Origin of the sequence: Serratia sp. SCBI (assembly GCF_000747565.1) — a bacterium.
GTDB lineage: Bacteria > Pseudomonadota > Gammaproteobacteria > Enterobacterales > Enterobacteriaceae > Serratia > Serratia ureilytica.
Window position 1 is genome coordinate 3,741,406 of sequence record NZ_CP003424.1, and the last position, 23,015, is coordinate 3,764,420.

A 23,015-nucleotide genomic window follows, 5' to 3' on the forward strand; every position below is an offset into this window, starting at 1 on the left:
ACGTGAGGTGTTAACGGGATGCGAAGGTGTTGCAGGTATTGGGATCGCCGCTGTCGAAGCCCTGTTTAAACCAGGTGTAGCGCTGCTGCGAAGTGCCGTGGGTAAAGCTGTCCGGCACGACGCGGCCCTGGCTCTGTTGCTGCAACCGATCGTCGCCAATCGCCTGTGCGGCATTCAGCGCCGCCTGCAGGTCGCCCTCTTCCAGCATCTGCTGCTTCTCGGCGTATTTGCCCCATACGCCGGCAAAGCAGTCCGCCTGCAGCTCCATTTTCACCGACAGGCGGTTCACTTCCGCCTGGCTGGCGCCCTGCTGCATCTGGCGGACCTTCGGCTCGATGCCCAACAGGTTCTGCACATGGTGGCCGACTTCGTGCGCCACCACATAGGCCTGAGCGAAATCACCGCCGGCGCCCAGCTTGGTCTTCATGTCCTGATAGAAAGACAGATCGATATACACCGTTCTGTCGCCCGGGCAGTAGAACGGCCCCATCGCCGCCTGACCGGTGCCGCAGCTGGTGCGCGTCACGCCGCGATACATCACCAGCTTCGGCGGTTGGTAGGTTTTGCCCATGCGCTGAAAAATCTCTTTCCAGTTATCTTCGGTCGAGGCCAGCACCACCGAAGTGAATTTGGCCAGCTCATCGTCTTTCGGACTGATGCTGGCGCTCTGTTGTTGACCCTGAGGAGCGACATTACCGCCGTTCAACAGCGGCGACAGATCGATGCCGTAATAGCCGGCCACCAGCACCACCACCAGAATGACGATGCCGCCCTTGCCGCGCACCGGCACGCGGAAACCGCCGCCACCGCCGCCCAAACCTGAAGACTGCCCGCGACGATCCTCAACATTGTCACTTTCCCGACGCCCTTGCCAACGCATAAATACACTCCAGATATTTCCCCTGCTCGTTGAAGATGCCGCGCGTTGGTAAGCGCAAAGGCAGCTTCAAGCCTGAGTGGGATAGGTTTTAGTCATCTCACATCCATCATTATAAATGGTCTGCTGCGGAGGAAATGTAGAAATTTTCTGGAAAAATGCAGAACAGCGGGACGATCCGGCCGGATCGCCCCGAATGGCGGTGCCAACGCTTAGTCGAGCTTCACGCCGATGCGGCGCGCCACTTCTTCGTAGGCTTCGATCAGGCCGCCCAGGCTTTGACGGAAGCGGTCTTTGTCCATCTTGTCCAGGGTGTTTTTGTCCCACAGACGGCTGCCGTCCGGCGAGAATTCATCGCCCAGCACCACTTCGCCGTTGAACAGGCCGAATTCCAGCTTGAAATCGACCAGGATCAGGCCGGCGTCGTCGAACAGCTTGGTCAATACTTCGTTGGCGCGGTAGCTCAGCTCACGCATGCGCGCCAGATGCTCTTTGCTCACCCAGCCGAAGGTTTCGCAGTAGGATTCGTTGACCATCGGATCGTGCATGGCGTCGTTTTTCAGGAACAGATCGAACAGCGGCGGGTTCAACACCAGACCTTCTTCGATGCCCAGACGCTTCACCAGCGAACCGGCGGCGCGGTTGCGGATCACGCATTCCACCGGCACCATGTCCAGCTTCTTCACCAGCACTTCGTTGTCGGACAGCAGACGCTCCATCTGGGTCGGGATGCCGGCTTCTTCCAGTTTGCTCATGATGAAATGGTTGAACTTGTTGTTCACCATGCCTTTGCGATCGAACTGCTCAATGCGCTGACCATCCAGTGCTGACGTATCGTTGCGGAACTCCAACACCAACAGATCGGGATTCTCGGTGGTGTAAACGGTTTTTGCCTTTCCGCGATACAGCTCAGCTAGCTTTTGCATCTTACTTACTCCAGTGATGTATCCCCGTTGTCTCCCGAGCGCGGCCCGAAATTAGGGGGTATAGAATTGACCTAATGAATTCTTTGGCGTGCCGGGCACTATTGTGCCAAACCTGCGACGCAAACGATACCGTATAGACAAAACAAAAAGGGGCCGAAGCCCCTTTTTGGTTATTTAACGCTGGTTTTACTGAAGGCAGACTGGAATGCCGCCACCAGTGCGTCGTTTTTCGACTGGGTGAGCGGTTTGCCTTTCGGATCGATGAATTGCAGGCTGGTGCGGTTGTTGAGATCGCCGACCTGCAGCTTGTAATCCCCTTCCGCCAGCTCAGGATCCTTGACGCCCAACGCATCCCAATCGCTGCTGCTCAGGGACTTGTAGGTCACGGCGACGGTGCCCTGCGGACGGCTGCGGTCACCCACTTTCATCCCCAGTTTTTCGAGCGCCGGCGGCAGGCGATCCCACACCACGGTGTACGGGCCGCGCACGACCAGCATCGGCAGGCCGGTATCATCGGCGCCGCTCTGCACGTCCAGCGCGCCGAAGCGGCTGGCGGTCTGGCTGCTCGCCAGGTTGTCCTGCTTGTCCAGACCTTCGATCAGGGTGTTGATCATCATGCCGTTGTAACGCTGGATCTCAGACTGATCGGTGACCTGTTCGGTCTTGCCCTGCTGCTGCAGGCCAACGCTTTTCACCACCAGCGCCTGCTGGTAGCCTTGTTGCTGCACGCTGATCTGATAACGGCCTTCATACTGGTTGTCTTCGTCCAGACGGTTCCACTTCACCCAGTCGGTGGTCAGGGTCTGACCGGCGTCCTGGCGGGAAGCGATCGCGATGTTCTTCGCCTGCAGCAGGCTGACGACGCGCGACCACAGGTTTTGGTTCTGCGGGCTGTTTTCCAGCAGCAGCGTGCCGCTGTCGCCGGCGTATTGCGCGCGAGAACCGCTCAGCAGCGCCAACGGCTGCACCGGCGGACGAATGTCCAGTTGCTTGCCGACGTTGCCTTGCAGCGTCGTGGCGGGCACGTCATAGTTGCCGCTCTGCACCGGCAGGATCATGCCGGACGGCGCATTCAGCGCCTTGAGCGGAGCCGCGTCGAGGTAAGCCTCGTCGCCGCTGACCTGGCGCTTGTAGCGCTGATCGCTGCTGCAGGCCGCCAGCATCATCACCAAAGAGATGCCCACTACTTTTGCTACCGTCGACTTTTGCAATGAATAAGCCATCAAATTTCCCTTAGAGTTACAGCAAACCGACGCTTTTCAGCGCGCGCTCCACCACCGGGCGGGCGGTTTCGCTCAACGGCGTCATCGGCAGACGCAGCGTATCGGTTGCCATCAATCCCAACGCCTTACAGGCCCACTTCACCGGAATTGGGTTTGCTTCTACAAATAGATCCTGATGCAACGGCATCAAGCGCTGATTTAAGCGGCGCGCTTCGGCGAATTTGCCCTGCGCCGCCAGCGCACAAAGTTCCGCCATCTCGCGCGCAGCCACGTTGGCCGTCACGGAAATCACCCCTTTGCCGCCCAGTTGCATGAAGTCCAGCCCGCTGGCGTCGTCGCCGCTCAGCAAAATGAAGTCTTCATCGTCAACCAGCACTTGGATCTGACTAACGCGACTTAAGTTCCCCGTCGCTTCTTTTACAGCAACAATATTCTTGATTTTCGCCAGCCGAGCGATGGTCGGCGGCAGCATGTCGCAGCCGGTGCGCGAAGGCACGTTATACAGGATCTGCGGCAGCTCGGTGCTCTCGGCGATCGCCTTGAAGTGCTGATACAGCCCTTCCTGCGTCGGCTTATTGTAGTACGGCGTCACCGTCAAACAACCTACCACGCCAGTGTTGGCGAAGCGGGTGGTGAGCGCGATGGCTTCGGCGGTAGCGTTGGCGCCGGTGCCGGCGATCACCGGAATGCGGCCGTCGGCCAGCTCCAGCGTCTGCAGCACCACGTCAACGTGCTCGTCATGGGCAAGCGTTGCGGACTCGCCGGTGGTCCCTACGGAAACGATCGCCGCGGTGCCACTGGCTACATGATAATCGATCAATTTTTTCAGGCTCGCGCGATCGACAGCACCTTTGTCGTCCATCGGCGTAACCAGTGCAACAATACTTCCCGTAAACATTGGCCGTCCCCTCCACAAACAAGTCACTCATGGTACTTTTGCTGCCTATCCAAAAGCAAGCGCACAACCGCGTTGTAAGCGCTTGGCAGGCGGTTTTTTTTATGTTTACCATGGTAACCCCATTAAGCACGACAGGAAGCGCCATTTTGCCTCAGTCAGACGAACACTATCTCGTGATTACCGCGCTCGGCGCCGACCGCCCCGGAATCGTCAATACCATCACCCGCCACGTCAGCAGTTGCGGATGCAATATCGAAGATAGCCGTCTGGCCATGCTGGGAGAGGAGTTCACGTTCATCATGCTGCTGTCCGGCAGCTGGAACGCCATCACCCTGATCGAATCCACCCTGCCGCAAAAAGGCGCGGAGCTGGAGCTGCTGATCGTGATGAAGCGCACAAACTCGCATGAAAGGCCGCCGATGCCGGCCACCGTGTGGGTTCAGGTCGAGGTGAAGGACTCGCCGCACATCATCGAACGTTTTACCGATCTGTTCGACTCCAGCCAGATGAATATCGCCGAGCTGGTCTCACGCACGCAGCCAGCGGACGGCGACCTGCCGCCGCAGCTGTATATTCAAATCACCGCCCACAGTTCCGGCGATCGAGACGCCTCAAATATTGAGCAAGCCTTCCATCGCCTATGTACAGAATTGAACGCGCAAGGCAGTATTAGCGTGGTGAACTATCCACAGCATGATGAGAAAGATGGAGAGTAGTGATGAGCCCATTGAAAGCCGGTGACACAGCGCCGAAATTTAGTTTGCCTGACCAGGACGGTGAGGAAATTAATTTGGCCGACTTCCAGGGACAGCGAGTATTGGTTTATTTCTATCCGAAGGCGATGACGCCGGGCTGCACCGTGCAAGCCTGCGGCCTGCGGGACAACATGGACGAATTGAAAAAGGCCGGCGTCGAAGTGCTGGGCATCAGCACCGACAAACCGGAAAAACTGTCGCGCTTCGCCGAAAAGGAACTGCTCAACTTCACGCTGTTGTCTGATGAAGACCATCAGGTATCGCAACAGTTTGGCGTGTGGGGCGAGAAAACCTTCATGGGCAAGACCTATGACGGCATTCACCGCATCAGCTTCCTGATCGACGCCAAAGGCAAGATTGAAAAAGTGTTTGATGATTTCAAAACCACCAATCACCACGACATCGTTCTGAACTACCTGCAGCAGTAATTCTCACGAAGCGCAGCGGCCAGCTGCGCTTCGTCTCTCTCCGTCAGCCGGCCTTGTCTTCCACCTCGACCCGCAGTTCATCCGGCCAGGCGTGAATCACCGCCTTCACCAGCGTCGCCAGCGGTATGGCGAAAAACACGCCCCAGAAGCCCCACATTCCGCCGAACACGATCACCGACAGGATAATCACCAGCGGATGCAGGTTGACCGCCTCGGAGAACAGGATCGGCACCAGCAGGTTGCCGTCCAGCCCCTGCACCACCAGATAGGCGACGATCAGCGTCCAGAAATCGGCGCCGACGCCCCACTGGAACAGCGCTACCACCACCACCGGTATGGTGACCAGCACCGCGCCGATATAGGGGATCAGCACCGAAAAACCCACCAGCACCGCCAGCAGCAGCGAGTAGCGCATGTCCAGCACGGCGAACACCAGGTAGGTCGCCACGCCGACAATCACCATCTCCAGCACCTTGCCGCGAATATAGTTGGTGATCTGCTGATTCATCTCGTTCCAGACCTGCCCCGCCAGACCGCGATTGCGCGGCAACACGCGGCGCACCGCGTTCAGCAGCTGCTCTTTGTCTTTCAACAGGAAGAACATCATCATCGGCACCAGGATCAGGTAGATAGCCAGCGTCAACAGGCCGACCAGCGACGCCAGCGAGAATTTCACCACCGACTCGCCCATGCCGGACAGCCGGCTGCGCAGATTTTCCGCCATCATGTCGATGATGCCGGCATCCACCAGCGCCGGATAACGCTTCGGCAGCGTCGCGGCAAAGTTATAGAACTGGTTGAGCATGCCCGGCAGATCGCTCATCAGATTGATGCCCTGCTGCCAGGCGGTCGGCGCGACGACGAACACCAGCAGCATGGCGACGCCCGCGAACACCAGCAGCATGATGCTCGCCGCCCAGGTGCGCGAACAGCCGATGCGCTGCAGGCGCGCGGTCGGCCACTCCAGCAGATACGCCAGCACGATGGCGACCAGCAACGGGGTCAGAATGCCGTGCAGAAAATAGAGAATGAGGAAGCCGGCGACCAGGATCACCAGCAATGCGATAGCCTGTGGGTCGGTGAAACGGCGGCGGTACCACTGTAATAGCATCTCCAGCATCAGAGCGGGCTCCTCGAGATTTGACGGGCGGGCATGGCGATTCCTGTGATGGGCCTGATTAAAGCATAGATAGAACGGCGCACGTGGGGGTGTGCAAAGCACTCAGAGTACTCAAAGTTCGCCATACATCAACAGCGATTTGGCTGAATTTATCGCGCCGGTGGGCGATCGGCGCAAAAACCCGCAGACGCCGCGTCAGAGTCGGTGAACGGCCCCGGGCGGGGCCGCAGAAGATTACAGCGAGGCACTGATGGAGAGCGGCGAACCGACCGCCAATGCGAACAACAACACACAGCCGATGGCGATCGCCGCCGCCAGATCATTTTTCATTGTCCTGTCCCTTGATGCGTAAACCGATTATCGCCACGAACTCTGTCGGTTCTTTACGTTGAAGGCCTCTGCCGATGCACACCATTAAAAACCCCCGCCTGAGCGGGGGGAGAAAACGTTCTGGTGCATCAAGTATTACAAGGAGGTCATGAGGGATTGCTAACCCTAAATGACTATTTCAAGCTAGGATTATTCCCAGAGCATGGCAAGCGATCGCGTCGAGGTTCTCCGCACTTTGAGAAAAACCTCATAAAAAAATCCCGCACGGCAGCGGGATGAAGGGATGATAACGTCATAAATTTTTTATGCGGACAATGAGGCGGTATTGTCGTCATTTGGCGACAATACCGCGCCGCTCAGGCGGTCTCAAGGGAAATCTGACCGCCGTAAGGAAATCAGAATTTCGCCAACGCACGCGATCGTGAGCCATTGTGCAGCAACGAAAAGAAATGGGATTTTCGTCAGACCGCCGCCGTGTAAAAACAGGTAACATGGTCGCCATAATCCCAAATGCCGTCGGGGGAGAGATGAACAACAAGCCATTTGAATTTGATGAGGCAATCTGCCAGGCAATTGGGCGCGGCGTATGCGAAGTCGTGAAAATAGGGGATGAAATCAGCGTCTTCTCTCTGCTGGAAGCTATCGAGAGCTTCATCGAACGGCAGGCGCTCAGCGAAAGTGAAGTCGCGGCGGCGGACGACGCGCTGGATTTGATCAGCGGTTTGGTCCGCCGCCAGTGCTGACGCCTGTTACGAGGCGCAGCCGATGAGCCGTTGCTCTACCGTGACGCCGGGCATCATTTGCCGTAAACCGGCAATCAAATCGTCACCCGCCGCACGCAGCGCCGCCAACGGCATCGCCGGCAGGCTCTCCAGGATGAACCACATCCGTTCGGCCTCGGCGCTCAACCGGGTTCTGACCCCCTGGCGCCAATTCCAGCGGCGGCAGGTCACACCGCGATCGTCGCGCCAGACCACCTCACCCGCCTCCGGCGATTCATGGATCACCGCCCCCTCTTTGACGGTATCGAACAGTTCGCTGCCATCCGCGACGATCAGCCGCGGCTCGCCGACATAAGCCGCGATATTCTCGCCCCCCACCGGCACCGCATAACGAATGCTGACGGCGTTGTAGAGATCGACCACCGGATCGATGCTGGGCATCGTGCCGTCGCGCAACGCGCGCTTGCGCAAGGCGTCGGCGGAACAGGGCGTACGCTTGGGTTTGGCGCCAAACTTCATGAAGACATCGCGCCAGGCCGAGAGATGCGCCTCAGCCCAGGGCGCGTCTTCCTCGCCGAGGGCACGACAGGCCTGCGCCAACGCCAGCGCCCCCACGTCCGGGTTGGTTATGGGAGCCGCGGCCACGGTAATGCTTAACGCCCGGAAACCGGGCGCCAGCGCAGCGACGGCCGGATCGATTGACGGATCGACTAAAAATCATTGAATAATCCTATATTGACCATTTTATTCCATGATATTGACCGATGAGCAAAAAAGTCAACAGACCGACCGAGTTCGGCGCCGACGTGCAAACCGTCAGCGAAGCGGTGTCGCACCGCATCAAACAGCAGCGAAAAAACCAAAAGCTGTCTCTGGACGAGCTGTCGCGCCGGGCGGGCGTCAGCAAGGGCATGCTGGTGGAGATCGAGAAAGGCAGCGCCAATCCCAGCATCGCCATCCTGTGCAAACTCGCGGCGGCGCTGGGCCTGTCGGTAGCGGACATCGTGAACGTGACCCGCGCCCCCGCCGCCTACCTGGTTGAAAGCCAAGATATTCCCACGCTGTGGCATGGCGATCGCGGCGGCTCGGCCCGTTTGCTCGCGGGCACCCAAGGCCCGAACATGATAGAACTGTGGCGGTGGGAAATGGCGCCGGGGGAAGCCTATGCATCGGGCGGCCATCCGACGGGCACCTTCGAGCTGCTGCACGTTGAGCAAGGCGTCTTGAGCCTTACCGTCGAACAAACCGAGCTCAGGATTACGCCAGGCTGTTCGGCGGTCGCCAAAACGGACGGCCCACATCGGTACGCCAACGAGGGCGAAGACACGCTTATTTTCACCATGACGGTCGCCGAACTGCACGCCTGAACGGTGGCCCAGATCTTAACGCTTGCACAGGAGAAGAACCCTCATGACAATCCCTGCCCCACGGGAGTGGCGGCGTGCTGACTATCTCGTCAGCACCGAGCCCGCCCTGCTGGATCTCGATGCCATTCACGCTTTTCTGACCCGCTCCTCATGGGCGGAGGGAATCGATAAAGAAACCGTCCGCCAGTCCCTCACCCACAGCCTGTGCTTCGGTTTATATCACGAGGCCAGGCAGATCGGTTTCGCCCGGCTGGTCACCGATTACGCCACTTTCGGCTATCTGTGCGACGTGTACGTGCTGGAGACGCATCAAAAAAGCGGGCTGGGTCTGTGGCTGGCGGAATGCTGCCAGGCCCATCCGCTGATGGCGAAGCTGAGGCGAATCATGCTGGTCACCAGCACCGCCCCCTGGCTCTATGAGAAAGTGGGCTATTCGGCCATCAACCACCCCGACTTTGTCTGGCAGATCGCCCGGCCGGACATCTATCGACGGTAATGCTATTTCAACGCCTGCTCGGCCAGCAGCCCGAGCGCGATGACGATCATCGCCGCACCGGAGATGCGCCCCACCCCCTTCGCTGCCTGCGGGCGCGTGCGCAGCACGGACTGTGAACCGAATCCCACCAGCAGATACACCAGGCCGCAGCTGATCAAATGCACGGCGCCCAACGCCAGCATCTGCATCGGCACCGACCACTCGGCCCGGGCGTCGGTAAACTGCGGCAACAGCGCCAGAAACAGCAGAAACACCTTGGGGTTCAGGCCGCTGACGCACACGCCCTTGCCGGCCCAGCGCAGCCAGGAATCGGAACGCTGATCCTCACCGGCGCCCGGCACCGGCGGATGCAGCAGCATATTGAAACCGATCCACAGCAGGTAAGCCGCCCCCAGCAAGGTGAGCGCCGTCAGCGCCAGCGGATTGCCGACCAGCAACGCGCCGACGCCCGCCACCACGATCGCAATCATCAGCAGGTGGCCGAACAACAAACCGGCGACGGCGGGCACCACCACCCGGCCGCGAATGCCCGCCGAGATCACATAAGCCCAATCCATACCCGGCGTGATCACCAACAGAATCGACACCGCCCAAAAAGCGGCGAACAGAGCGAGCGTCATGCCGGCGCCCTCTCAAACGCACAGCGCCGCACCGAACAGAGAACCATCGCGTTTTCCTCGTAGAATAAGCACGGCCCCCGCCTGGCGGCGGCCGTCAAAACCGTTCAACAGATGGCAAGAATATCCTCAAGGCGTTAAAATGTGCTTTCAATTACTTGCCTGAAATCGGCATAAGCGGGGAAATTTTTCCAAATGGACAAGATTGATCGCAAAATTCTTGCGGAACTGCAAACCGACGGGCGTTTGTCGGTGACCGAGCTGGCCGAGCGGATCGGATTGAGTGTATCCCCCTGCCACCGCCGGGTGCGCGCATTAGAAGAATCCGGGGTGATCAGGGGCTACCGCGCCCAGCTCGATCCCGGCAGCCTGGGCTACAACTTCTCCGCTCTGGTGTTCGTCACCATGCGCGAAGGCGATCGCCGCGCCGTCGAAACCTTCGAAAACGCCATGGTGGACATTCCGCAGGTGGTGCAAGCGCAGCGTTTGTTTGGCGATCCCGACTATCTGCTGCACGTTATCGCCCGCGATCTGCCCGCCTTCCAGCAGCTTTACGACGAGAAGCTCTCCGCCCTGCCGGGCGTGCAGCGCCTGAGCTCCACGCTGGTGATGAAAACCGTGGTGCCGGAACGCTCTTTCCTGCCGCTGGGGAAATGACGACGGGAGCGTTGCCGCTCCCGTTTTTATCTTTTTAAGGCACAATCACGAAATCCGGATTGGCGACGGCGAACAACGCCTCGCGGTCCGCCGCCGGTGGGTAAATCCACTGCGTGTTAATCTCCTGTTTAATCTTTTTGCCTTCCTGACGGGTAAAGCGCACCTGGCGCTGCCAGCCTTCGGTATACAGCGCGCCCCAGGGGCCCAGATCCAGACAGGTCACATACTTCGGCTGGCTATACGGGTGCGTCGGCAACCCGACTAACTCCGCCGCCGCATTGTGACCGGCAACGCGGCCGAGGCTCATCGCATGCTGGCAGGTCATCAGATTGTGGTTACCGAGATCGTCGGTCGCCGCTTTCACCGTATCGCCGGTCACGAAAATGCCCGCCGCCGCCGGCGCGCGCAGGAAGGCGTCGCCGATCACTCGGCCATTAGCGTCACGTTCGCCGGGGATTTGCTCGGTCAGCGGATGCGCACGCACGCCTGCCGCCAGGATCACCGTGTTGGCGGCGATGCGCTCACCGTTCGACAGCATCACCCCCTCGGCATCGATAGCCGAAACGCGCAGGCCGGCTCGCGCTTCCACGCCGCACTCCGCCAGCGCCTGGCGAATCACCGCCCCCGGCTCCGCGCCCATTCCTGCGCCCACTTCCGGGGCGCTATCGACGATCACCACGCGCACATTCTCGTTTTGCCCCAGCGCATCGCGCAGCCGCTGCGGCATCTCCGCGGCGCTCTCCAGCCCGGTCAGCCCCGCTCCCACCACCACGGCGGTGTTGCGCGCCGGCGTTGACGGTTTGGCCGCCAGCGCTTTGATATGAGCGCCCAAGCGCTGTGCGCTTTCCAGCGTATCGACGTTGAAACCGTATTCGGCAAAGCCCGGCACCGCAGGCACGGAAAGCCGACTGCCGGTGGCCCACACCAAACGATCGTAGGCCAACTCAAGGGGTTCCCCCACCGCCGGCGCCACCCTGAGCGTTTTGGCGGCGGCGTCGATACGTTCCACCGTCCCGGCCAGGTGCCGTGCACCGACGGCGGTGAGCTGCGCGGAAATGTCGGGGTTCATGTTTTCCAGCACCGCTTCATACAGGCGTGGCCGGATGGTGACCGTTGGCGTCGGCGAAACCATCAGCACCTCGATGTCGTCATGCTTACCGGCAAGGGTAATGGCGCGCATGGCGGACACGGCGGCCCAAAAACCGGCAAAACCGGAACCGGCAATCACTATTTTCTGCGTCATGGGATGACTCCTTCATACAGGGTTGACCGGGCGACGAGGCTGCCCGCAGTTTTTTCGGATGAACGGCGCCGTTCCGCTCCCGTCGCAGGGTGCAGAAGGACCGCCCGCCCCTTCCGAAGAGGCGGGAAAAAATGTGTTTTGTTTTAAGGAAAGGCGGAGTTTAGGTCTTGGCGCGAGCCGTTTTGCCGCTGCGCGCGGTGCGTTCCGTCATGCGCTCGTCGAGCCAGATGTTGACCTCGCCGAAGAAGCCCTGTGGCGCCTTGCGGCCAAAACGGGCAGCGACGTCGCCGAGGGTTTGCGCCGCCAGCGCATCGCGCATCGCCTTCTCCGCCTGCAGCATCACCGCATGGATAGCGCATTTGCCGGAGACCGCCCATTCCGGCGGGGAATCATCGAACACCGCACAGCGCCCGCGCACCTCCTGGCAATCGAACAGCGGCTTGTGCCCCTCGATGGCGTCGATAATCTCCAGAAAGCTGATCTCTTTCGCCGGACGGGCCAGCCGGTAACCGCCGCGCACCCCTTCACTGGCGGCGACGATGCCCGCCTTTTCCAGCTTGGGGAAAATCTTGGCCAGAAAGCTGGGGGAGATCCCTTGCAGTTCGGCGAGTTCGCGGCTGCTGAGCGCGCGCTGGTTATCGCCGACCAGCCACAGCAGGCAGTGGATGCCATATTCAACGCTGGTTGTGATGTACGCCATATGTCCGTTTTTGACCGTCAGTAAACCTTCAATAACGCAGACTATATGAGTCTGCGTTTATCTTGTCAATAAAACACGGACTAACTTTATCCGCGTTTTATTGAAGTTCCGTCTCGCTCCCGACGGAGAAAACGCCCTTCGAAATGAAAAATAAAACTTTTTTGCCCTATTCGCCCCCGGCTAACGTTTCCTTGTCGCCTGCCGCTGACTATGATGTGATGATTGCCGTCGCGGCGGTTTGTGATCCGCCGCACTTTCACGCGGATCGCGCCGTGGGAATAAAGAACTCTTGTCTGCTGCTGACGTCTTAGAAATGATTATTTAAGGGAAACGCCTGACTATGACCAACCGGTTGACCAAAACCGCGTTAGCGGTGCTGTTGCTCGGCACGTTGAACGCCACCGCCCTGGCGCCAGCACAGGCGGAAAGCCAGGACCAGTTGCCGGATATAGGCACCTCCGCCGGCGGCACCCTGAGCATCGGACAAGAGCTGGCGATGGGCGACTTCTACGTGCGCCAACTGCGCGCCAGCGCCCCGCTGATCAACGATCCGCTGCTGAGTCAATACATCAACCAACTGGGCAACCGGCTGGTGGCCAGCGCCTATTCGGTGCGCACGCCGTTCCATTTCTATCTGGTGCGCAACGACGAAATCAACGCCTTCGCCTTCTTCGGCGGCAACGTGGTGCTGCATTCCGCCCTGTTCCGCGTCAGCGACAATGAAAGCCAGCTGGCCTCGGTGCTGGCGCACGAAATCTCGCACGTCACCCAACGCCACCTGGCGCGCGCAATGGAAGATCAGCAACGCAACGCCCCGTTGACCTGGGTGGGCGCACTTGGTTCCATCCTGCTGGCGATGGCCAACCCGACCATGGGCATGGCGGCGCTGAGCGGCACCATGGCCGGCACCCAGCAGGGCATGATCAGCTTTACCCAATCGAACGAACAGGAAGCCGATCGCATCGGCATTCAGGTGCTGCAGCGCGCCGGTTTCGATCCGGAAGCGATGCCCGACTTCCTGCAGAAACTCTCGGATCAGTCGCGTTACGCCTCCAAGCCGCCGGAAATGCTGCTGACGCACCCGCTGCCGGACAGCCGTCTCTCCGACGCGCGCAACCGCGCCAACCAGATGCAGAAACACATCGTGCAGTCTTCGCAGGATTACCTGATGGCCAAGGTGCGCGCACTGGGCATGTACAGCTCGGAAGGCTATGGCCTGAATGAAGAGCTGCTCGGCTCGCTCAGCAAGGGGAACGTGCGCGAACAGGCGGCCGCCAAATACGGCCGCGCCATCCTGTTCTATGAAGCGAAAAAATACGACGACGCGCGCAACATCATTCAACCGATGCTGGCGCAGGATGCGAAAAACGTCTGGCTGATTGACCTGATGACCGATATCGATCTCGGCCAGAAACGCGCGCCGCAGGCCATCGCCCGCCTGCAGGCGGCCAACGCCGCCCAGAACAACAACCCGGTGCTGCAGCTCAACCTGGCCAACGCCTATGTCGAAGGCAACCAGCCGGCGCAGGCGTCGAAGATCCTGAACCGCTATACCTTTGCCCATCCGGACGATCCGAACGGCTGGGATCTGCTGGCGCAGGCCAGCGCCGCTCAAGGGCTGCGCGATGAAGAGCTGTCGGCCCGCGCCGAAAGCCTGGCGCTGAACGGCCGGCTCGATCAGGCTATCGGCCTGCTCAGCAATGCCAGCTCGCTGCAAAAACTCGGCAGCCTGAAACAGGCGCGCTACGATGCGCGCATCGACCAGCTGCGCCAACTGCAACAGCGCTTCCGCCAATACCAGCGTAGCTGATTCAACAAGGAATGAACGCCATGAAAAACGTCACGATTTACCACAACCCGCGCTGCTCCAAGAGCCGTGAAACCCTGGCGCTGCTGGAACAGCACGGCGTCGATCCCAAGGTGGTGCTGTACCTCGAAACGCCCCCTACGGTCGATGAGCTGAAAAAGCTGTTGAAGGAACTGGGCTTCACATCGGCGCGCGATCTGATGCGCAAAAAAGAAGATCTGTACAAGGAATTGAAGCTGGCGGACGAAAGCCTGAGCGAAGAGCAGCTGCTGGCGGCGATGACGGCGAACCCGAAACTGATCGAACGCCCGATCGTGGTGAAAGGCAGCAAGGCGCGCATCGGCCGGCCGCCGGAGCAGGTGCTGGAGATTTTGTAATCGTCCGGCAAATCTCTTATTGAACCGCAAAATACCAATAGCCCTGAACAGGGCTATTTTTAATTAATTGTTATATAAATACTTTTCATCATCACAGTCTTCTTCCGCTGCTATGCTGCGCAAACGCCAAATCTCTCGGTGAAACAGCCGTTGACAATCGTCAACACCCCGCCTACCCTGATCGCATCACTGGACGAGCGATGAAAAAACACCCAGACAAGCACATTCAGGCGGCATTAGCTTACGCCCTTTCTCAGGGTTGGCATTTTCGGCCCAGCAAGGGGCACGCATTTGGCCGACTACATTGCGCCTTTGCCGGGCATCAAGAACATATGATGAGCATCTGGAGCACGCCAAAAAACCCAGAGGTACATGCCAAACAGATTCGGCGCAAAGTCGATCACTGCCTGGCGCTGTCGCAGAAAAAATAACCGGAGAATCACCATGACGCTCTATCATTTCTCATTGACGCTGGATGGGGTCACCGCCGATACCGCCGGGCTGGAAGATGCGCTGTATGCGGCGGGATGCGATGACGCGCTGATCTGTTTCTACGGTAAAGCCGTTTACCTGGAGTTCGATCGAGAAAGCGATAACTTTGCGCACGCGATTTGCAGCGCCATCAGCGATATTGAATCCGCAAATATCGGCGCCAAGGTGATATCGGTGGACTCCAGTCTGGTGGGATTAAGCGATATTGCCGAGCTCACCGAACTGTCGCGTCAGGCGATCGCCATGCTAAAAGACGGGACTCGCGGCCCCGGCGGCTTCCCTTCCCCCATTCAACGGCTCGGCGGCGCCTCACCGCTGTGGCGCTGGGCTGACGTGGCGGCCTGGTTGGCACAGCAGGGGAAAATCGACCCACGGCTTGCAGACAATGCGCAGTGTCTGGAACATATCAATCTCGCTTTGCAACTGCGAAACGATCGGCAACGCCAGCAGGTTGAGCACTACTGCTCCCTGCTGGAACACGCGGAAAAATAGGCAGATTAGCCCGTTACAGCCCCAGGATCTCTTTAACGAACGGGATGGTGAGCTTGCGTTGGGCGGTGATCGAGGCGCGATCGAGTTGATCGAGGGTCATAAACAGCGTGCGCATCTCGCGATCCAGCCGTTTCAACAGGAAGCGGCCCACGTCTTCCGGCAGCTCGAAGCCGCGCAGTTTGCCGCGCAGCTGCAGCGCCAGCAGTTTCTCTTCGTCTGACAGCGGCTGCAGCTTGTAGATCTGCCCCCAGTCCAGGCGCGAAGCCAGATCCGGTAAACGCAGGTTCAGCTGACGCGGCGGACGATCCCCGGTGATAAACAAACGGGTGCGGCCGGTTTCCAGGATGCGGTTGTAGAGGTTGAAGATCGCCATCTCCCACTCTTCGTCGCCGGCGATGCATTCGATATTGTCGATGCAGACCAGCGCCAGCTGCTCCATGCCGTCCAACACTTCAGGCACGAAGTAGGCGCGCTTGTCGAGCGGCACATAGCCCACCGCTTCGCCTTTCTGCGAAAGCTCGGCGCAGGCCGCATGCAGCAGATGGCTGCGCCCGCCGCCTTCACGCGACCAGAAATAGATATAGCTGCCATGTTCCTGACGGACGGCGGATTGGATCGCGGCTAATAGGGATGGGTTCTCGCCCGGATAAAAACTGGCGAAAGTTTCATCATCGGGAAGATAAAGTGGCAGTGAAAGCTGTGCCGGCGTATTCAGAGAAGCACCTCAACCAAAACTGGCAGAAAAACGTGGGCAGTTTAACACAGAAAACGGGCGCTGTTGAACCGGCAGGATCTTATGCCGCAATAGTGAACAATGCCTAAGCGCTGCTTGATCGGCGGCGGCACCCGCCGAGGCAAGAATTATCCGATATCATTCCCTAACTCCATGCCTGCGCAGGTTAAATTTGTAATTTAAGTAAAATCTGACCTAGTATAGGTAGGCTAAATGCAATCACCATCAACAAGGTTTCTGCAAGGATATAGACGATGAAAGTATGGAATAAAGTGCTGTTGGCCTCCTTTATCGGGTTGTTGGTTGCCGGCTGTGATGACTCCTCCAAGGTTGACGCCAACCTGGATAAAGCCAAAGACAGCGCCGAGCAGATGAAAGACGCCGCCCAGAAAAAAGCGGACGATCTGACGGACAAAGCGAAAGCGACGGCGGATGAAATCAAAAAAGAGGCCGCCACTCAGGCGGATCAGCTGAAAGACAAAGCTTCGGCGATTAAAGAAGACGCCGCCAAGCAGGCGGACGCCATCACCAACGACGCCAAGGCCAAAGCCGCCGCGATCAAAGACGACGCAGGCAAACAGAGCCAGCAGTTGGTGGATCAGGCCAAGGCCATCAAAAACGACGCCATCAACGGCGCCAACGATCTGACCGAACAGGCCAAGGCGAAGACCGAAGCCATCAAGAACAGCGCCGAAAACAAAGCGCAAGAGTTGAAACAAGAGACCGATGCGGCGGTGAACGGCAATACTCAGCCGGCCACCCAGCAGTAAGCTATTCTCAGCCACAAAAGAAAGGAGCAGTAAATGGGGATTATTTCCTGGATTATCTTCGGCCTGATCGCCGGTATTTTGGCTAAGTGGATCATGCCCGGCAAAGACGGCGGCGGCTTTATTCTGACCGTCGTGCTGGGGATCATCGGCGCCGTGGTCGGCGGCTATATCAGCACCTTCTTCGGCTACGGCAAGGTTGACGGCTTCAACTTCGGCAGCTTCGTGGTGGCGGTTATCGGCGCCATCGTGGTGCTGTTCGTGTACCGCAAAATTCGCAGCTAAGGCGAATGCCATAAGTCAAAAGGGCAGCCCCTGGGCTGCCCTTTTCGTTACTTCTGCTCCGCCGATTCGTCCGGCGCGTCAAGCACCTCTTCTTCCTTGCGGAACAGGCTGATGACCTTGAACAGCAGGCTCAGGCCGATCCCCACGATGGTCGCCAGCGCCATGCCTTTCAGCTCCGCCGCGCCGATGTGCACCTTGGCGCCGCTCACGCCGATGATCAGGATCACCGAGGTCAAAATCAGGTTCTGCGCTTTGTTGTAATCCACTTTGGATTCGATCAGCACGCGAATGCCCGAAGCGCCGATCACACCGTACAGCAGCAGCGAAACGCCACCCATCACCGGCACCGGCACCGCCTGGATCGCCGCCGCCAGCTTACCGATGCAGGACAACAGGATCGCCAGCACCGCCGCGCCGCCGATCACCCAGGTGCTGTAGACCTTGGTGATGGCCATCACGCCGATGTTCTCGCCGTAGGTGGTGTTCGGCGTGGAGCCGAAGAAGCCGGAGAATACCGTCGAGATGCCGTTGGCGAACATCGAGCGGTGCAGGCCAGGATCGCGGATCAGGTCTTTTTTAACGATGTTGGCAGTCACCACCAGGTGGCCGACGTGCTCGGCGATCACCACCAGCGCCGCCGGCAGAATGGTGAAGATGGCGAACCACTCAAAGCGTGGAGTGTAGAAGGTCGGCAGCGCGAACCAGTGCGCCTCGCGGATCGGGGTCAAATCCACCACGCCCATGAAGAACGACAGCGCATAGCCCACCAGCACGCCAATCAGGATCGGGATAATCGCCAGGAAGCCGCGGAACAGTACTGAACCGAGCACCGTGACCGCCAGCGTCACCAGCGAAATGGTGATGGTGGTCGAGTCGGCGCTGGCGCCTTCCGCCGGCAGCAGCCCCGCCATATTGGCCGCCACGCCCGCCAACTCCAGGCCGATGACGGCGACGATCGCCCCCATCGCCGCCGGCGGGAACATGACGTCCAGCCAGCCGGTGCCGGCCTTTTTCACGATCAGCGCCACCAGGCAGAACAGCACGCCGCACATGATGAAACCGCCCAACGCCACTTCGTAACCGAGCGGCAACAGCAGCAGCACCGGCGAGATAAACGCGAAGCTGGAACCGAGGTAGGCCGGGATCTTGCCTTTACAGATGAACAGATACAGCAGCGTGCCGATGCCGTTGAACAACAGCACGGTCGCCGGGTTGATCTTGAACAGGATAGGCACCAGCACGGTGGCGCCGAACATGGCGAACAGGTGCTGGAAGCTGAGCGGAATGGTCTGGAGCAGCGGCGGGCGCTCGCTGACGCCGATGGCGCGACGGGTCATGTGTGCTTTTCCTCGGTTTATTGGTTTTATAGGTTTTAGTCAAAAAAAAGCCGACTCGTTAAGTCGGCTCAAATGTTTACTTAGTACCAAATATCTTGTCGCCCGCATCGCCCAGGCCAGGCACGATATAGCCCTTGTCGTTCAGACACTGATCGATGGAGGCAGTGTACAGCTCAACGTCCGGATGCGCTTTCTCCAGCGCGGCGATGCCTTCCGGCGCCGCGACCAGAACCAGCACCTTGATGCTGTGGCAGCCGGCTTTCTTCAGCAGATCGATAGTGGCGATCATCGAACCGCCGGTGGCCAGCATCGGGTCGACGACCAGCGCCATGCGCTCTTCGATGTTGGAAACCAGTTTCTGGAAGTACGGCACCGGCTCCAGGGTTTCTTCGTCGCGGTATACGCCCACCACGCTGATGCGCGCGCTCGGCACGTGCTCCAGCACCCCTTCCATCATGCCCAGGCCTGCGCGCAGGATTGGCACTACGGTAATCTTTTTCCCTTTGATCTGATCCACTTCAACTGGCCCGCACCAGCCTTCGATGGTGACTTTTTCCGTCTCCAGATCGGCGGTCGCTTCATAGGTCAGTAAACTACCCACTTCTGAGGCCAGCTCACGGAAGCGTTTGGTGCTGATGTCATTTTCGCGCATCAGGCCAAGCTTGTGTTTTACCAGCGGGTGTTTCACCTCAACGATCTTCATCATTTTTCTCCTATTAAGGTGGTTGCGGCCAAAAAAATCGCGGGATTATACCTCCTTTTTTTCGCCGCGCCACCCACAATAGCCCGATCGGGATCAACAAAAGTTTGAATATCAGTATAGATGACGAAAAAGCGGAGCCGGTTCACAAGCCGCTCGCAAACGTTTGCCTGCGCTGTTAGAATTGCCGCGCCTTATTCCGGAATCAACATCGGAAGCACAGTTTTCAAACCGCAAATCGTCGTGGGGAATCGCGCAGTGACCGACAAAACCTCTCTCAGCTATAAAGACGCAGGTGTCGATATCGATGCAGGCAACGCATTGGTAGATCGCATCAAAGGTGTAGTTAAACAGACCCGTCGCCCGGAAGTGATGGGCGGTCTGGGCGGGTTTGGCGCCCTGTGTGCGTTGCCGCAGAAATACCGCGAGCCGGTGCTGGTTTCCGGTACCGACGGCGTGGGCACCAAGCTGCGTCTGGCGATGGATCTGAAACGCCACGACACCATCGGCATCGATCTGGTGGCGATGTGCGTCAACGATCTGGTGGTTCAGGGCGCCGAGCCGCTGTTCTTCCTCGACTACTACGCGACCGGCAAGCTGGATGTGGACACCGCGGCCAGCGTGATCACCGGCATCGCCGAGGGCTGCAAACAGTCCGGCTGTGCGCTGGTGGGCGGCGAAACCGCTGAAATGCCGGGCATGTACCACGGCGAAGACTACGACGTGGCCGGCTTCTGCGTCGGCGTGGTCGAAAAATCCGAGATCATCGACGGCAGCAAAGTGCAGTCCGGCGATGCGCTGATCGCCCTGGGCGCTTCCGGCCCGCACTCCAACGGCTACTCGCTGGTGCGCAAAATCCTGGAAGTGAGCAACACCGATCCGACCGCCACTCAGCTGGAAGGCAAACCGCTGGCCGACCACCTGCTGGCACCGACCAAGATTTACGTGAAGTCCGTGCTGGAGCTGATCGAGAAGGCTGACGTACACGCCATCGCTCACCTCACCGGCGGCGGCTTCTGGGAAAATATTCCACGCGTGCTGCCGGAAGGCATGCAGGCGGTGATCGACGAAGCCAGCTGGCAGTGGCCGGCGGTGTTCACCTGGCTGCAGCAGGCCGGTAACGTCAGCCGTCATGAAATGTACCGCACCTTCAACTGCGGCGTAGGCATGGTCATCGCCCTGCCGGAAGCCGAAGTGGAAGCGGCCATCGCGCTGCTGACCGCGGCAGGTGAAAAAGCGTGGAAAATCGGTAAACTGACCGCCTCTTCCGACGAACAACAAGTGGTCATCAACTGATGAAAAAGATCGTGGTGTTGGTCTCCGGCCAGGGGAGCAATCTCCAGGCGCTGATTGACGCCTGCCAGCAGGGCCGCATCGCCGCCGAAATCGTGGCGGTGTTCAGCAACAAGGCGCAGGCATATGGCCTGCAACGCGCCGAAGCGGCGGGCATCGCCGCCCAGGCGCTGGATGCCAAGGCCTACGCCGATCGCACGGCGTTCGACGCCGCCTTGGCGGACGCCATCGACCAGTACCAGCCCGATCTGGTGGTGCTGGCCGGCTACATGCGTATCCTCAGCCCGCAGTTCGTGCAGCGCTATGCCGGCCGCATGCTGAACATTCACCCTTCCCTGCTGCCGAAATACCCGGGGCTGCATACTCACCGTCAGGCCATCGACAACGGCGACAGCGAACACGGCACCTCGGTGCACTTCGTGACCGAACAGCTCGACGGCGGCCCGGTGATTTTGCAGGCCAAGGTGCCGATTTTCACTGACGACGAGGAGGATGACGTGGTTGAACGGGTGCAAACCCAGGAACACACGATCTATCCACTGGTGGTGAGCTGGTTCGTCGACGGCCGCCTGGCGATGCGCGACGGCGCCGCCTGGCTGGACGGCGAACGCCTGCCGGCGCAGGGCCACGCTGCCGACTGATGCGCGCAGCCTGAACCTTGCCTAAACGGCGCCCACGCGGCGCCGTTTTTTTTCGCCTTCATCCATTCTGTGAAGTTATACTTTGCACAATTTCACGGCACAGAGGAGCCCACATGTCCAGCACTGCCAGCGTCAGGTTACGCCCATTGGAACGGGACGATCTGTCGTTCGTCCACCAGATGGACAACAACGCCAGCGTTATGCGCTATTGGTTTGAAGAACCCTACGAAGCCTTTGTCGAGCTTTCCGATCTCTACGACAAACACATCCACGATCAGAGCGAGCGCCGCTTTATCATCGAGCACGAAGGCGCCAAGGTCGGCCTGGTGGAACTGGTGGAGATCGATCACATCCACCGCCGCGCAGAATTCCAGATCATCATCGACCCCGCCCACCAGGGCAAAGGCTACGCCAGCACCGCCGCCCGCCTGGCAATGGACTACGGCTTCTCGGTGCTGAACCTGTACAAGCTGTACCTGATCGTCGACAAGGAGAACCCGAAGGCGATCCACATCTACAGCAAGCTGGGCTTCAACGTGGAAGGCGAGCTGATCGACGAGTTCTTCGTCAACGGCGAATACCGCACCGTGCTACGCATGTGCATCTTCCAGCCGCAATATCTGGCGAAGTTCAAAACGCCCAATGATAAGCCGCTGGTGAAGTGACGGCTAGCGAGAAAAAGAGAAAACCCGCCAAGGCGGGTTTTCTTCATTAGATAAAAGGCATTAACCCGGTTAGTTCGCTATCTTAAGCGCTCTAAAACCGGTGCCGGCGCTATTCTCCTCCCCCAGCATCACTCGCTCAAATCCCATCTTCCCTTTTCTGTTCGTCAGCAGGCTTAGCGACGTATTGCCTTCTCTCCAGGGGTAATCGATAGCGGCCACACAGGCACCGGAGGCATGCATTTCAATCAAATCGGTATTGCCATTGATAATTTTAGTTCCTTCTTTCGCCACGCTGAAGGCACTGGCATTAATTGAATATCCATTGTTTGCCCCCGAAGGCAATCCGATGACCAAACAGTTCTGACCAGAATTTTTGACTTTACCCACATCAAGAGATGAAACGGACACCAGAGCACTTTGGCTATCGATCGTGACCGAATTCGATCCCGAATTAATGCTGGCCTCGATAACTTTGTTGAGTGAAAAGGTGCCTGCCGTATTTTCCGTTCCTCCCTCCGCGCGTATGGAGTCAATATAAAGCTGACTGACACTGCTATTGACGCTTCCTGACGCTTTAACGATCCCTTTGCAAGACTCTGCCGTTGTGCCATACAAAAAGAACCCTGTCGAAGGGCGGTTAGAACAAACGATAGAAATACCGTGTAGGCCGGTAAACGCCACGCTGCAGCCAATCAGGGTGATGCCGCGGCAATCTACAAATAAAAAACCGTGGCATGGCGCCTGGTTAACATAGCTCTCTGGGCCACCAAACGCTTTGCAATTGATGAAGACGGCCTCTTGTAATGCCTCAGCATAAAAACAAGGCGCTGTTGCCGTCAGATTGGTATGTTTTACCAGGACGTTTATTGCCGTTAGCGTCTGGGAGACTTTGTCCGACGGATTATCATCGTTATCCGGCTCGATAACAATGCCGATACCGCTATCCGCCAAATTATCAATATTGATATTCTCCAGAATAAAACCGTCATAGGGCTTACGTAAAACAATTGCGCTCCCGGTATGGCTGGCCATATTGATAGAGATATCTTTGACGCACACGCCAACGG

28 protein-coding genes are annotated in these 23,015 nt (G+C 58.8%); 15 read left to right on the top strand and 13 right to left on the bottom strand.

Annotated features, from left to right (window positions below; all coding sequences use genetic code 11):
* Positions 1–10: 10 nt before the first annotated feature.
* From SERRSCBI_RS17575 to dapA, 4 genes are all read right to left on the bottom strand, one after another.
* Complete coding sequence (locus tag SERRSCBI_RS17575; RefSeq protein ID WP_033644002.1) at positions 11–880, bottom strand: neutral zinc metallopeptidase; 870 nt, start codon at positions 878–880, stop codon at positions 11–13.
* 209 nt (positions 881–1,089) lie between these two features.
* Positions 1,090–1,803: a phosphoribosylaminoimidazolesuccinocarboxamide synthase gene (gene purC / locus SERRSCBI_RS17580; protein WP_033644003.1), complete on the bottom strand. Its 714-nt coding sequence runs from the start codon at positions 1,801–1,803 to the stop codon at positions 1,090–1,092.
* Between the two features lie 170 nt (positions 1,804–1,973).
* Positions 1,974–3,026, bottom strand: coding sequence for an outer membrane protein assembly factor BamC (gene bamC, locus SERRSCBI_RS17585; RefSeq protein ID WP_033644004.1), 1,053 nt, complete (start codon positions 3,024–3,026; stop codon positions 1,974–1,976).
* A 16-nt stretch (positions 3,027–3,042) separates the two neighbouring features.
* Positions 3,043–3,924, bottom strand: coding sequence for a 4-hydroxy-tetrahydrodipicolinate synthase (gene dapA, locus SERRSCBI_RS17590; protein ID WP_033644005.1), 882 nt, complete (start codon positions 3,922–3,924; stop codon positions 3,043–3,045).
* Positions 3,925–4,034: 110 nt separating this feature from the next.
* Here dapA and SERRSCBI_RS17595 point away from each other — a divergent pair, with 110 nt between their 5' ends.
* Together SERRSCBI_RS17595 and bcp are read left to right on the top strand one after the other, a co-directional pair.
* Positions 4,035–4,640, top strand: a complete 606-nt coding sequence (locus SERRSCBI_RS17595) for a glycine cleavage system transcriptional repressor (protein WP_369795937.1) — start codon at positions 4,035–4,037, stop codon at positions 4,638–4,640.
* A 2-nt stretch (positions 4,641–4,642) separates the two neighbouring features.
* Positions 4,643–5,107, top strand: a complete 465-nt coding sequence (bcp, locus tag SERRSCBI_RS17600; protein ID WP_033635500.1) for a thioredoxin-dependent thiol peroxidase — start codon at positions 4,643–4,645, stop codon at positions 5,105–5,107.
* Between the two features lie 43 nt (positions 5,108–5,150).
* On the opposite strand, the gene SERRSCBI_RS17605 is transcribed toward bcp, so the two are convergent.
* On the bottom strand, positions 5,151–6,227 hold the full coding sequence (locus SERRSCBI_RS17605) for an AI-2E family transporter (protein WP_033644006.1): 1,077 nt from the start codon (positions 6,225–6,227) through the stop codon (positions 5,151–5,153).
* Between the two features lie 761 nt (positions 6,228–6,988).
* Here SERRSCBI_RS17605 and SERRSCBI_RS17610 point away from each other — a divergent pair.
* Positions 6,989–7,300 (top strand): hypothetical protein, encoded by a 312-nt coding sequence (locus tag SERRSCBI_RS17610; RefSeq protein WP_232091472.1) that lies wholly within the window; start codon positions 6,989–6,991, stop codon positions 7,298–7,300.
* A gap of 6 nt (positions 7,301–7,306) precedes the next feature.
* Here SERRSCBI_RS17610 and SERRSCBI_RS17615 read toward each other — a convergent pair whose 3' ends face one another.
* Positions 7,307–7,978 (bottom strand): B3/4 domain-containing protein, encoded by a 672-nt coding sequence (locus tag SERRSCBI_RS17615; RefSeq protein WP_042785175.1) that lies wholly within the window; start codon positions 7,976–7,978, stop codon positions 7,307–7,309.
* A 65-nt stretch (positions 7,979–8,043) separates the two neighbouring features.
* Here SERRSCBI_RS17615 and SERRSCBI_RS17620 point away from each other — a divergent pair, with 65 nt between their 5' ends.
* Positions 8,044–8,646: an XRE family transcriptional regulator gene (locus SERRSCBI_RS17620; RefSeq protein ID WP_042785176.1), complete on the top strand. Its 603-nt coding sequence runs from the start codon at positions 8,044–8,046 to the stop codon at positions 8,644–8,646.
* Positions 8,647–8,689: 43 nt separating this feature from the next.
* Positions 8,690–9,142 carry a GNAT family N-acetyltransferase gene (locus SERRSCBI_RS17625; RefSeq protein ID WP_042785177.1) on the top strand — a complete coding sequence of 151 codons (453 nt, stop codon included), beginning with the start codon at positions 8,690–8,692 and terminating at the stop codon, positions 9,140–9,142.
* 2 nt (positions 9,143–9,144) lie between these two features.
* On the opposite strand, the gene SERRSCBI_RS17630 is transcribed toward SERRSCBI_RS17625, so the two are convergent.
* Positions 9,145–9,762 carry a LysE family translocator gene (locus SERRSCBI_RS17630; protein ID WP_033651530.1) on the bottom strand — a complete coding sequence of 206 codons (618 nt, stop codon included), beginning with the start codon at positions 9,760–9,762 and terminating at the stop codon, positions 9,145–9,147.
* Positions 9,763–9,954: 192 nt separating this feature from the next.
* Here SERRSCBI_RS17630 and SERRSCBI_RS17635 point away from each other — a divergent pair, with 192 nt between their 5' ends.
* Positions 9,955–10,416 carry an Lrp/AsnC family transcriptional regulator gene (locus tag SERRSCBI_RS17635; RefSeq protein ID WP_021504394.1) on the top strand — a complete coding sequence of 154 codons (462 nt, stop codon included), beginning with the start codon at positions 9,955–9,957 and terminating at the stop codon, positions 10,414–10,416.
* Between the two features lie 34 nt (positions 10,417–10,450).
* On the opposite strand, the gene SERRSCBI_RS17640 is transcribed toward SERRSCBI_RS17635, so the two are convergent.
* Together SERRSCBI_RS17640 and SERRSCBI_RS17645 are read right to left on the bottom strand one after the other, a co-directional pair.
* Positions 10,451–11,659, bottom strand: coding sequence for an NAD(P)/FAD-dependent oxidoreductase (locus SERRSCBI_RS17640; protein WP_042785178.1), 1,209 nt, complete (start codon positions 11,657–11,659; stop codon positions 10,451–10,453).
* A gap of 160 nt (positions 11,660–11,819) precedes the next feature.
* Positions 11,820–12,359, bottom strand: a complete 540-nt coding sequence (locus SERRSCBI_RS17645) for an Rrf2 family transcriptional regulator (protein ID WP_033644016.1) — start codon at positions 12,357–12,359, stop codon at positions 11,820–11,822.
* Between the two features lie 340 nt (positions 12,360–12,699).
* On the opposite strand from SERRSCBI_RS17645, the gene SERRSCBI_RS17650 reads away from it, so the two are divergent.
* From SERRSCBI_RS17650 to SERRSCBI_RS17665, 4 genes are all read left to right on the top strand, one after another.
* On the top strand, positions 12,700–14,169 hold the full coding sequence (locus tag SERRSCBI_RS17650; RefSeq protein WP_042785179.1) for a M48 family metallopeptidase: 1,470 nt from the start codon (positions 12,700–12,702) through the stop codon (positions 14,167–14,169).
* A gap of 20 nt (positions 14,170–14,189) precedes the next feature.
* Positions 14,190–14,543, top strand: a complete 354-nt coding sequence (arsC, locus tag SERRSCBI_RS17655; RefSeq protein ID WP_033651533.1) for an arsenate reductase (glutaredoxin) — start codon at positions 14,190–14,192, stop codon at positions 14,541–14,543.
* Positions 14,544–14,743: 200 nt separating this feature from the next.
* The gene (locus tag SERRSCBI_RS17660; RefSeq protein WP_033644019.1) at positions 14,744–14,974 is read left to right on the top strand and encodes a hypothetical protein; all 231 of its coding nucleotides are present in this window, start codon (positions 14,744–14,746) and stop codon (positions 14,972–14,974) included.
* Between the two features lie 13 nt (positions 14,975–14,987).
* Positions 14,988–15,527: an AlpA family transcriptional regulator gene (locus SERRSCBI_RS17665; protein ID WP_033644020.1), complete on the top strand. Its 540-nt coding sequence runs from the start codon at positions 14,988–14,990 to the stop codon at positions 15,525–15,527.
* A gap of 13 nt (positions 15,528–15,540) precedes the next feature.
* Here the strand turns inward: SERRSCBI_RS17665 and hda are convergent, their stop codons facing one another.
* Complete coding sequence (hda, locus tag SERRSCBI_RS17670) at positions 15,541–16,242, bottom strand: DnaA inactivator Hda (protein WP_025159568.1); 702 nt, start codon at positions 16,240–16,242, stop codon at positions 15,541–15,543.
* A gap of 272 nt (positions 16,243–16,514) precedes the next feature.
* Between hda and SERRSCBI_RS17675 the strand changes: the two genes are divergently transcribed.
* Entirely contained in the window at positions 16,515–17,030 is a 516-nt protein-coding gene (locus SERRSCBI_RS17675) for a hypothetical protein (RefSeq protein WP_016926729.1), read from the top strand.
* A gap of 33 nt (positions 17,031–17,063) precedes the next feature.
* Complete coding sequence (locus SERRSCBI_RS17680; protein WP_016926728.1) at positions 17,064–17,312, top strand: GlsB/YeaQ/YmgE family stress response membrane protein; 249 nt, start codon at positions 17,064–17,066, stop codon at positions 17,310–17,312.
* Between the two features lie 47 nt (positions 17,313–17,359).
* Here the strand turns inward: SERRSCBI_RS17680 and uraA are convergent, their stop codons facing one another.
* A complete protein-coding gene (gene uraA / locus SERRSCBI_RS17685; protein WP_033651534.1) occupies positions 17,360–18,649 on the bottom strand; it encodes a uracil permease in 1,290 nt (429 codons plus the stop codon).
* 76 nt (positions 18,650–18,725) lie between these two features.
* Positions 18,726–19,352: a uracil phosphoribosyltransferase gene (gene upp, locus SERRSCBI_RS17690; RefSeq protein ID WP_004941642.1), complete on the bottom strand. Its 627-nt coding sequence runs from the start codon at positions 19,350–19,352 to the stop codon at positions 18,726–18,728.
* Positions 19,353–19,607: 255 nt separating this feature from the next.
* On the opposite strand from upp, the gene purM reads away from it, so the two are divergent.
* From purM to speG, 3 genes are all read left to right on the top strand, one after another.
* Positions 19,608–20,645 (top strand): phosphoribosylformylglycinamidine cyclo-ligase, encoded by a 1,038-nt coding sequence (gene purM, locus SERRSCBI_RS17695; RefSeq protein WP_025303843.1) that lies wholly within the window; start codon positions 19,608–19,610, stop codon positions 20,643–20,645.
* Positions 20,645–21,283 carry a phosphoribosylglycinamide formyltransferase gene (purN, locus tag SERRSCBI_RS17700; protein ID WP_033651535.1) on the top strand — a complete coding sequence of 213 codons (639 nt, stop codon included), beginning with the start codon at positions 20,645–20,647 and terminating at the stop codon, positions 21,281–21,283. The genes purM and purN overlap by 1 nt, the downstream gene beginning before the upstream one ends.
* Before the next feature lie 113 nt (positions 21,284–21,396).
* Complete coding sequence (gene speG / locus SERRSCBI_RS17705; protein WP_004941631.1) at positions 21,397–21,948, top strand: spermidine N1-acetyltransferase; 552 nt, start codon at positions 21,397–21,399, stop codon at positions 21,946–21,948.
* A 69-nt stretch (positions 21,949–22,017) separates the two neighbouring features.
* Here speG and SERRSCBI_RS17710 read toward each other — a convergent pair whose 3' ends face one another.
* Positions 22,018–22,980: a hypothetical protein gene (locus SERRSCBI_RS17710; RefSeq protein ID WP_156965112.1), complete on the bottom strand. Its 963-nt coding sequence runs from the start codon at positions 22,978–22,980 to the stop codon at positions 22,018–22,020.
* Positions 22,981–23,015 lie beyond the last annotated feature (35 nt).

Bases quoted from the DNA above. Each gene is read 5' to 3' on its own strand.
- SERRSCBI_RS17575 (WP_033644002.1), bottom strand. From the start codon at position 880: ATGCGTTGGCAAGGGCGTCGGGAAAGTGACAATGTTGAGGATCGTCGC.
- purC (WP_033644003.1), bottom strand. From the start codon at position 1,803: ATGCAAAAGCTAGCTGAGCTGTATCGCGGAAAGGCAAAAACCGTTTAC.
- bamC (WP_033644004.1), bottom strand. From the start codon at position 3,026: ATGGCTTATTCATTGCAAAAGTCGACGGTAGCAAAAGTAGTGGGCATC.
- dapA (WP_033644005.1), bottom strand. From the start codon at position 3,924: ATGTTTACGGGAAGTATTGTTGCACTGGTTACGCCGATGGACGACAAA.
- SERRSCBI_RS17595 (WP_369795937.1), top strand. From the start codon at position 4,035: ATGGTAACCCCATTAAGCACGACAGGAAGCGCCATTTTGCCTCAGTCA.
- bcp (WP_033635500.1), top strand. From the start codon at position 4,643: ATGAGCCCATTGAAAGCCGGTGACACAGCGCCGAAATTTAGTTTGCCT.
- SERRSCBI_RS17605 (WP_033644006.1), bottom strand. From the start codon at position 6,227: ATGCTGGAGATGCTATTACAGTGGTACCGCCGCCGTTTCACCGACCCA.
- SERRSCBI_RS17620 (WP_042785176.1), top strand. From the start codon at position 8,044: ATGAGCAAAAAAGTCAACAGACCGACCGAGTTCGGCGCCGACGTGCAA.
- SERRSCBI_RS17625 (WP_042785177.1), top strand. From the start codon at position 8,690: ATGACAATCCCTGCCCCACGGGAGTGGCGGCGTGCTGACTATCTCGTC.
- SERRSCBI_RS17630 (WP_033651530.1), bottom strand. From the start codon at position 9,762: ATGACGCTCGCTCTGTTCGCCGCTTTTTGGGCGGTGTCGATTCTGTTG.
- SERRSCBI_RS17635 (WP_021504394.1), top strand. From the start codon at position 9,955: ATGGACAAGATTGATCGCAAAATTCTTGCGGAACTGCAAACCGACGGG.
- SERRSCBI_RS17640 (WP_042785178.1), bottom strand. From the start codon at position 11,659: ATGACGCAGAAAATAGTGATTGCCGGTTCCGGTTTTGCCGGTTTTTGG.
- SERRSCBI_RS17645 (WP_033644016.1), bottom strand. From the start codon at position 12,359: ATGGCGTACATCACAACCAGCGTTGAATATGGCATCCACTGCCTGCTG.
- SERRSCBI_RS17650 (WP_042785179.1), top strand. From the start codon at position 12,700: ATGACCAACCGGTTGACCAAAACCGCGTTAGCGGTGCTGTTGCTCGGC.
- arsC (WP_033651533.1), top strand. From the start codon at position 14,190: ATGAAAAACGTCACGATTTACCACAACCCGCGCTGCTCCAAGAGCCGT.
- SERRSCBI_RS17660 (WP_033644019.1), top strand. From the start codon at position 14,744: ATGAAAAAACACCCAGACAAGCACATTCAGGCGGCATTAGCTTACGCC.
- SERRSCBI_RS17665 (WP_033644020.1), top strand. From the start codon at position 14,988: ATGACGCTCTATCATTTCTCATTGACGCTGGATGGGGTCACCGCCGAT.
- SERRSCBI_RS17675 (WP_016926729.1), top strand. From the start codon at position 16,515: ATGAAAGTATGGAATAAAGTGCTGTTGGCCTCCTTTATCGGGTTGTTG.
- SERRSCBI_RS17680 (WP_016926728.1), top strand. From the start codon at position 17,064: ATGGGGATTATTTCCTGGATTATCTTCGGCCTGATCGCCGGTATTTTG.
- uraA (WP_033651534.1), bottom strand. From the start codon at position 18,649: ATGACCCGTCGCGCCATCGGCGTCAGCGAGCGCCCGCCGCTGCTCCAG.
- upp (WP_004941642.1), bottom strand. From the start codon at position 19,352: ATGAAGATCGTTGAGGTGAAACACCCGCTGGTAAAACACAAGCTTGGC.
- purN (WP_033651535.1), top strand. From the start codon at position 20,645: ATGAAAAAGATCGTGGTGTTGGTCTCCGGCCAGGGGAGCAATCTCCAG.
- speG (WP_004941631.1), top strand. From the start codon at position 21,397: ATGTCCAGCACTGCCAGCGTCAGGTTACGCCCATTGGAACGGGACGAT.
- SERRSCBI_RS17710 (WP_156965112.1), bottom strand. From the start codon at position 22,980: ATGGCCAGCCATACCGGGAGCGCAATTGTTTTACGTAAGCCCTATGAC.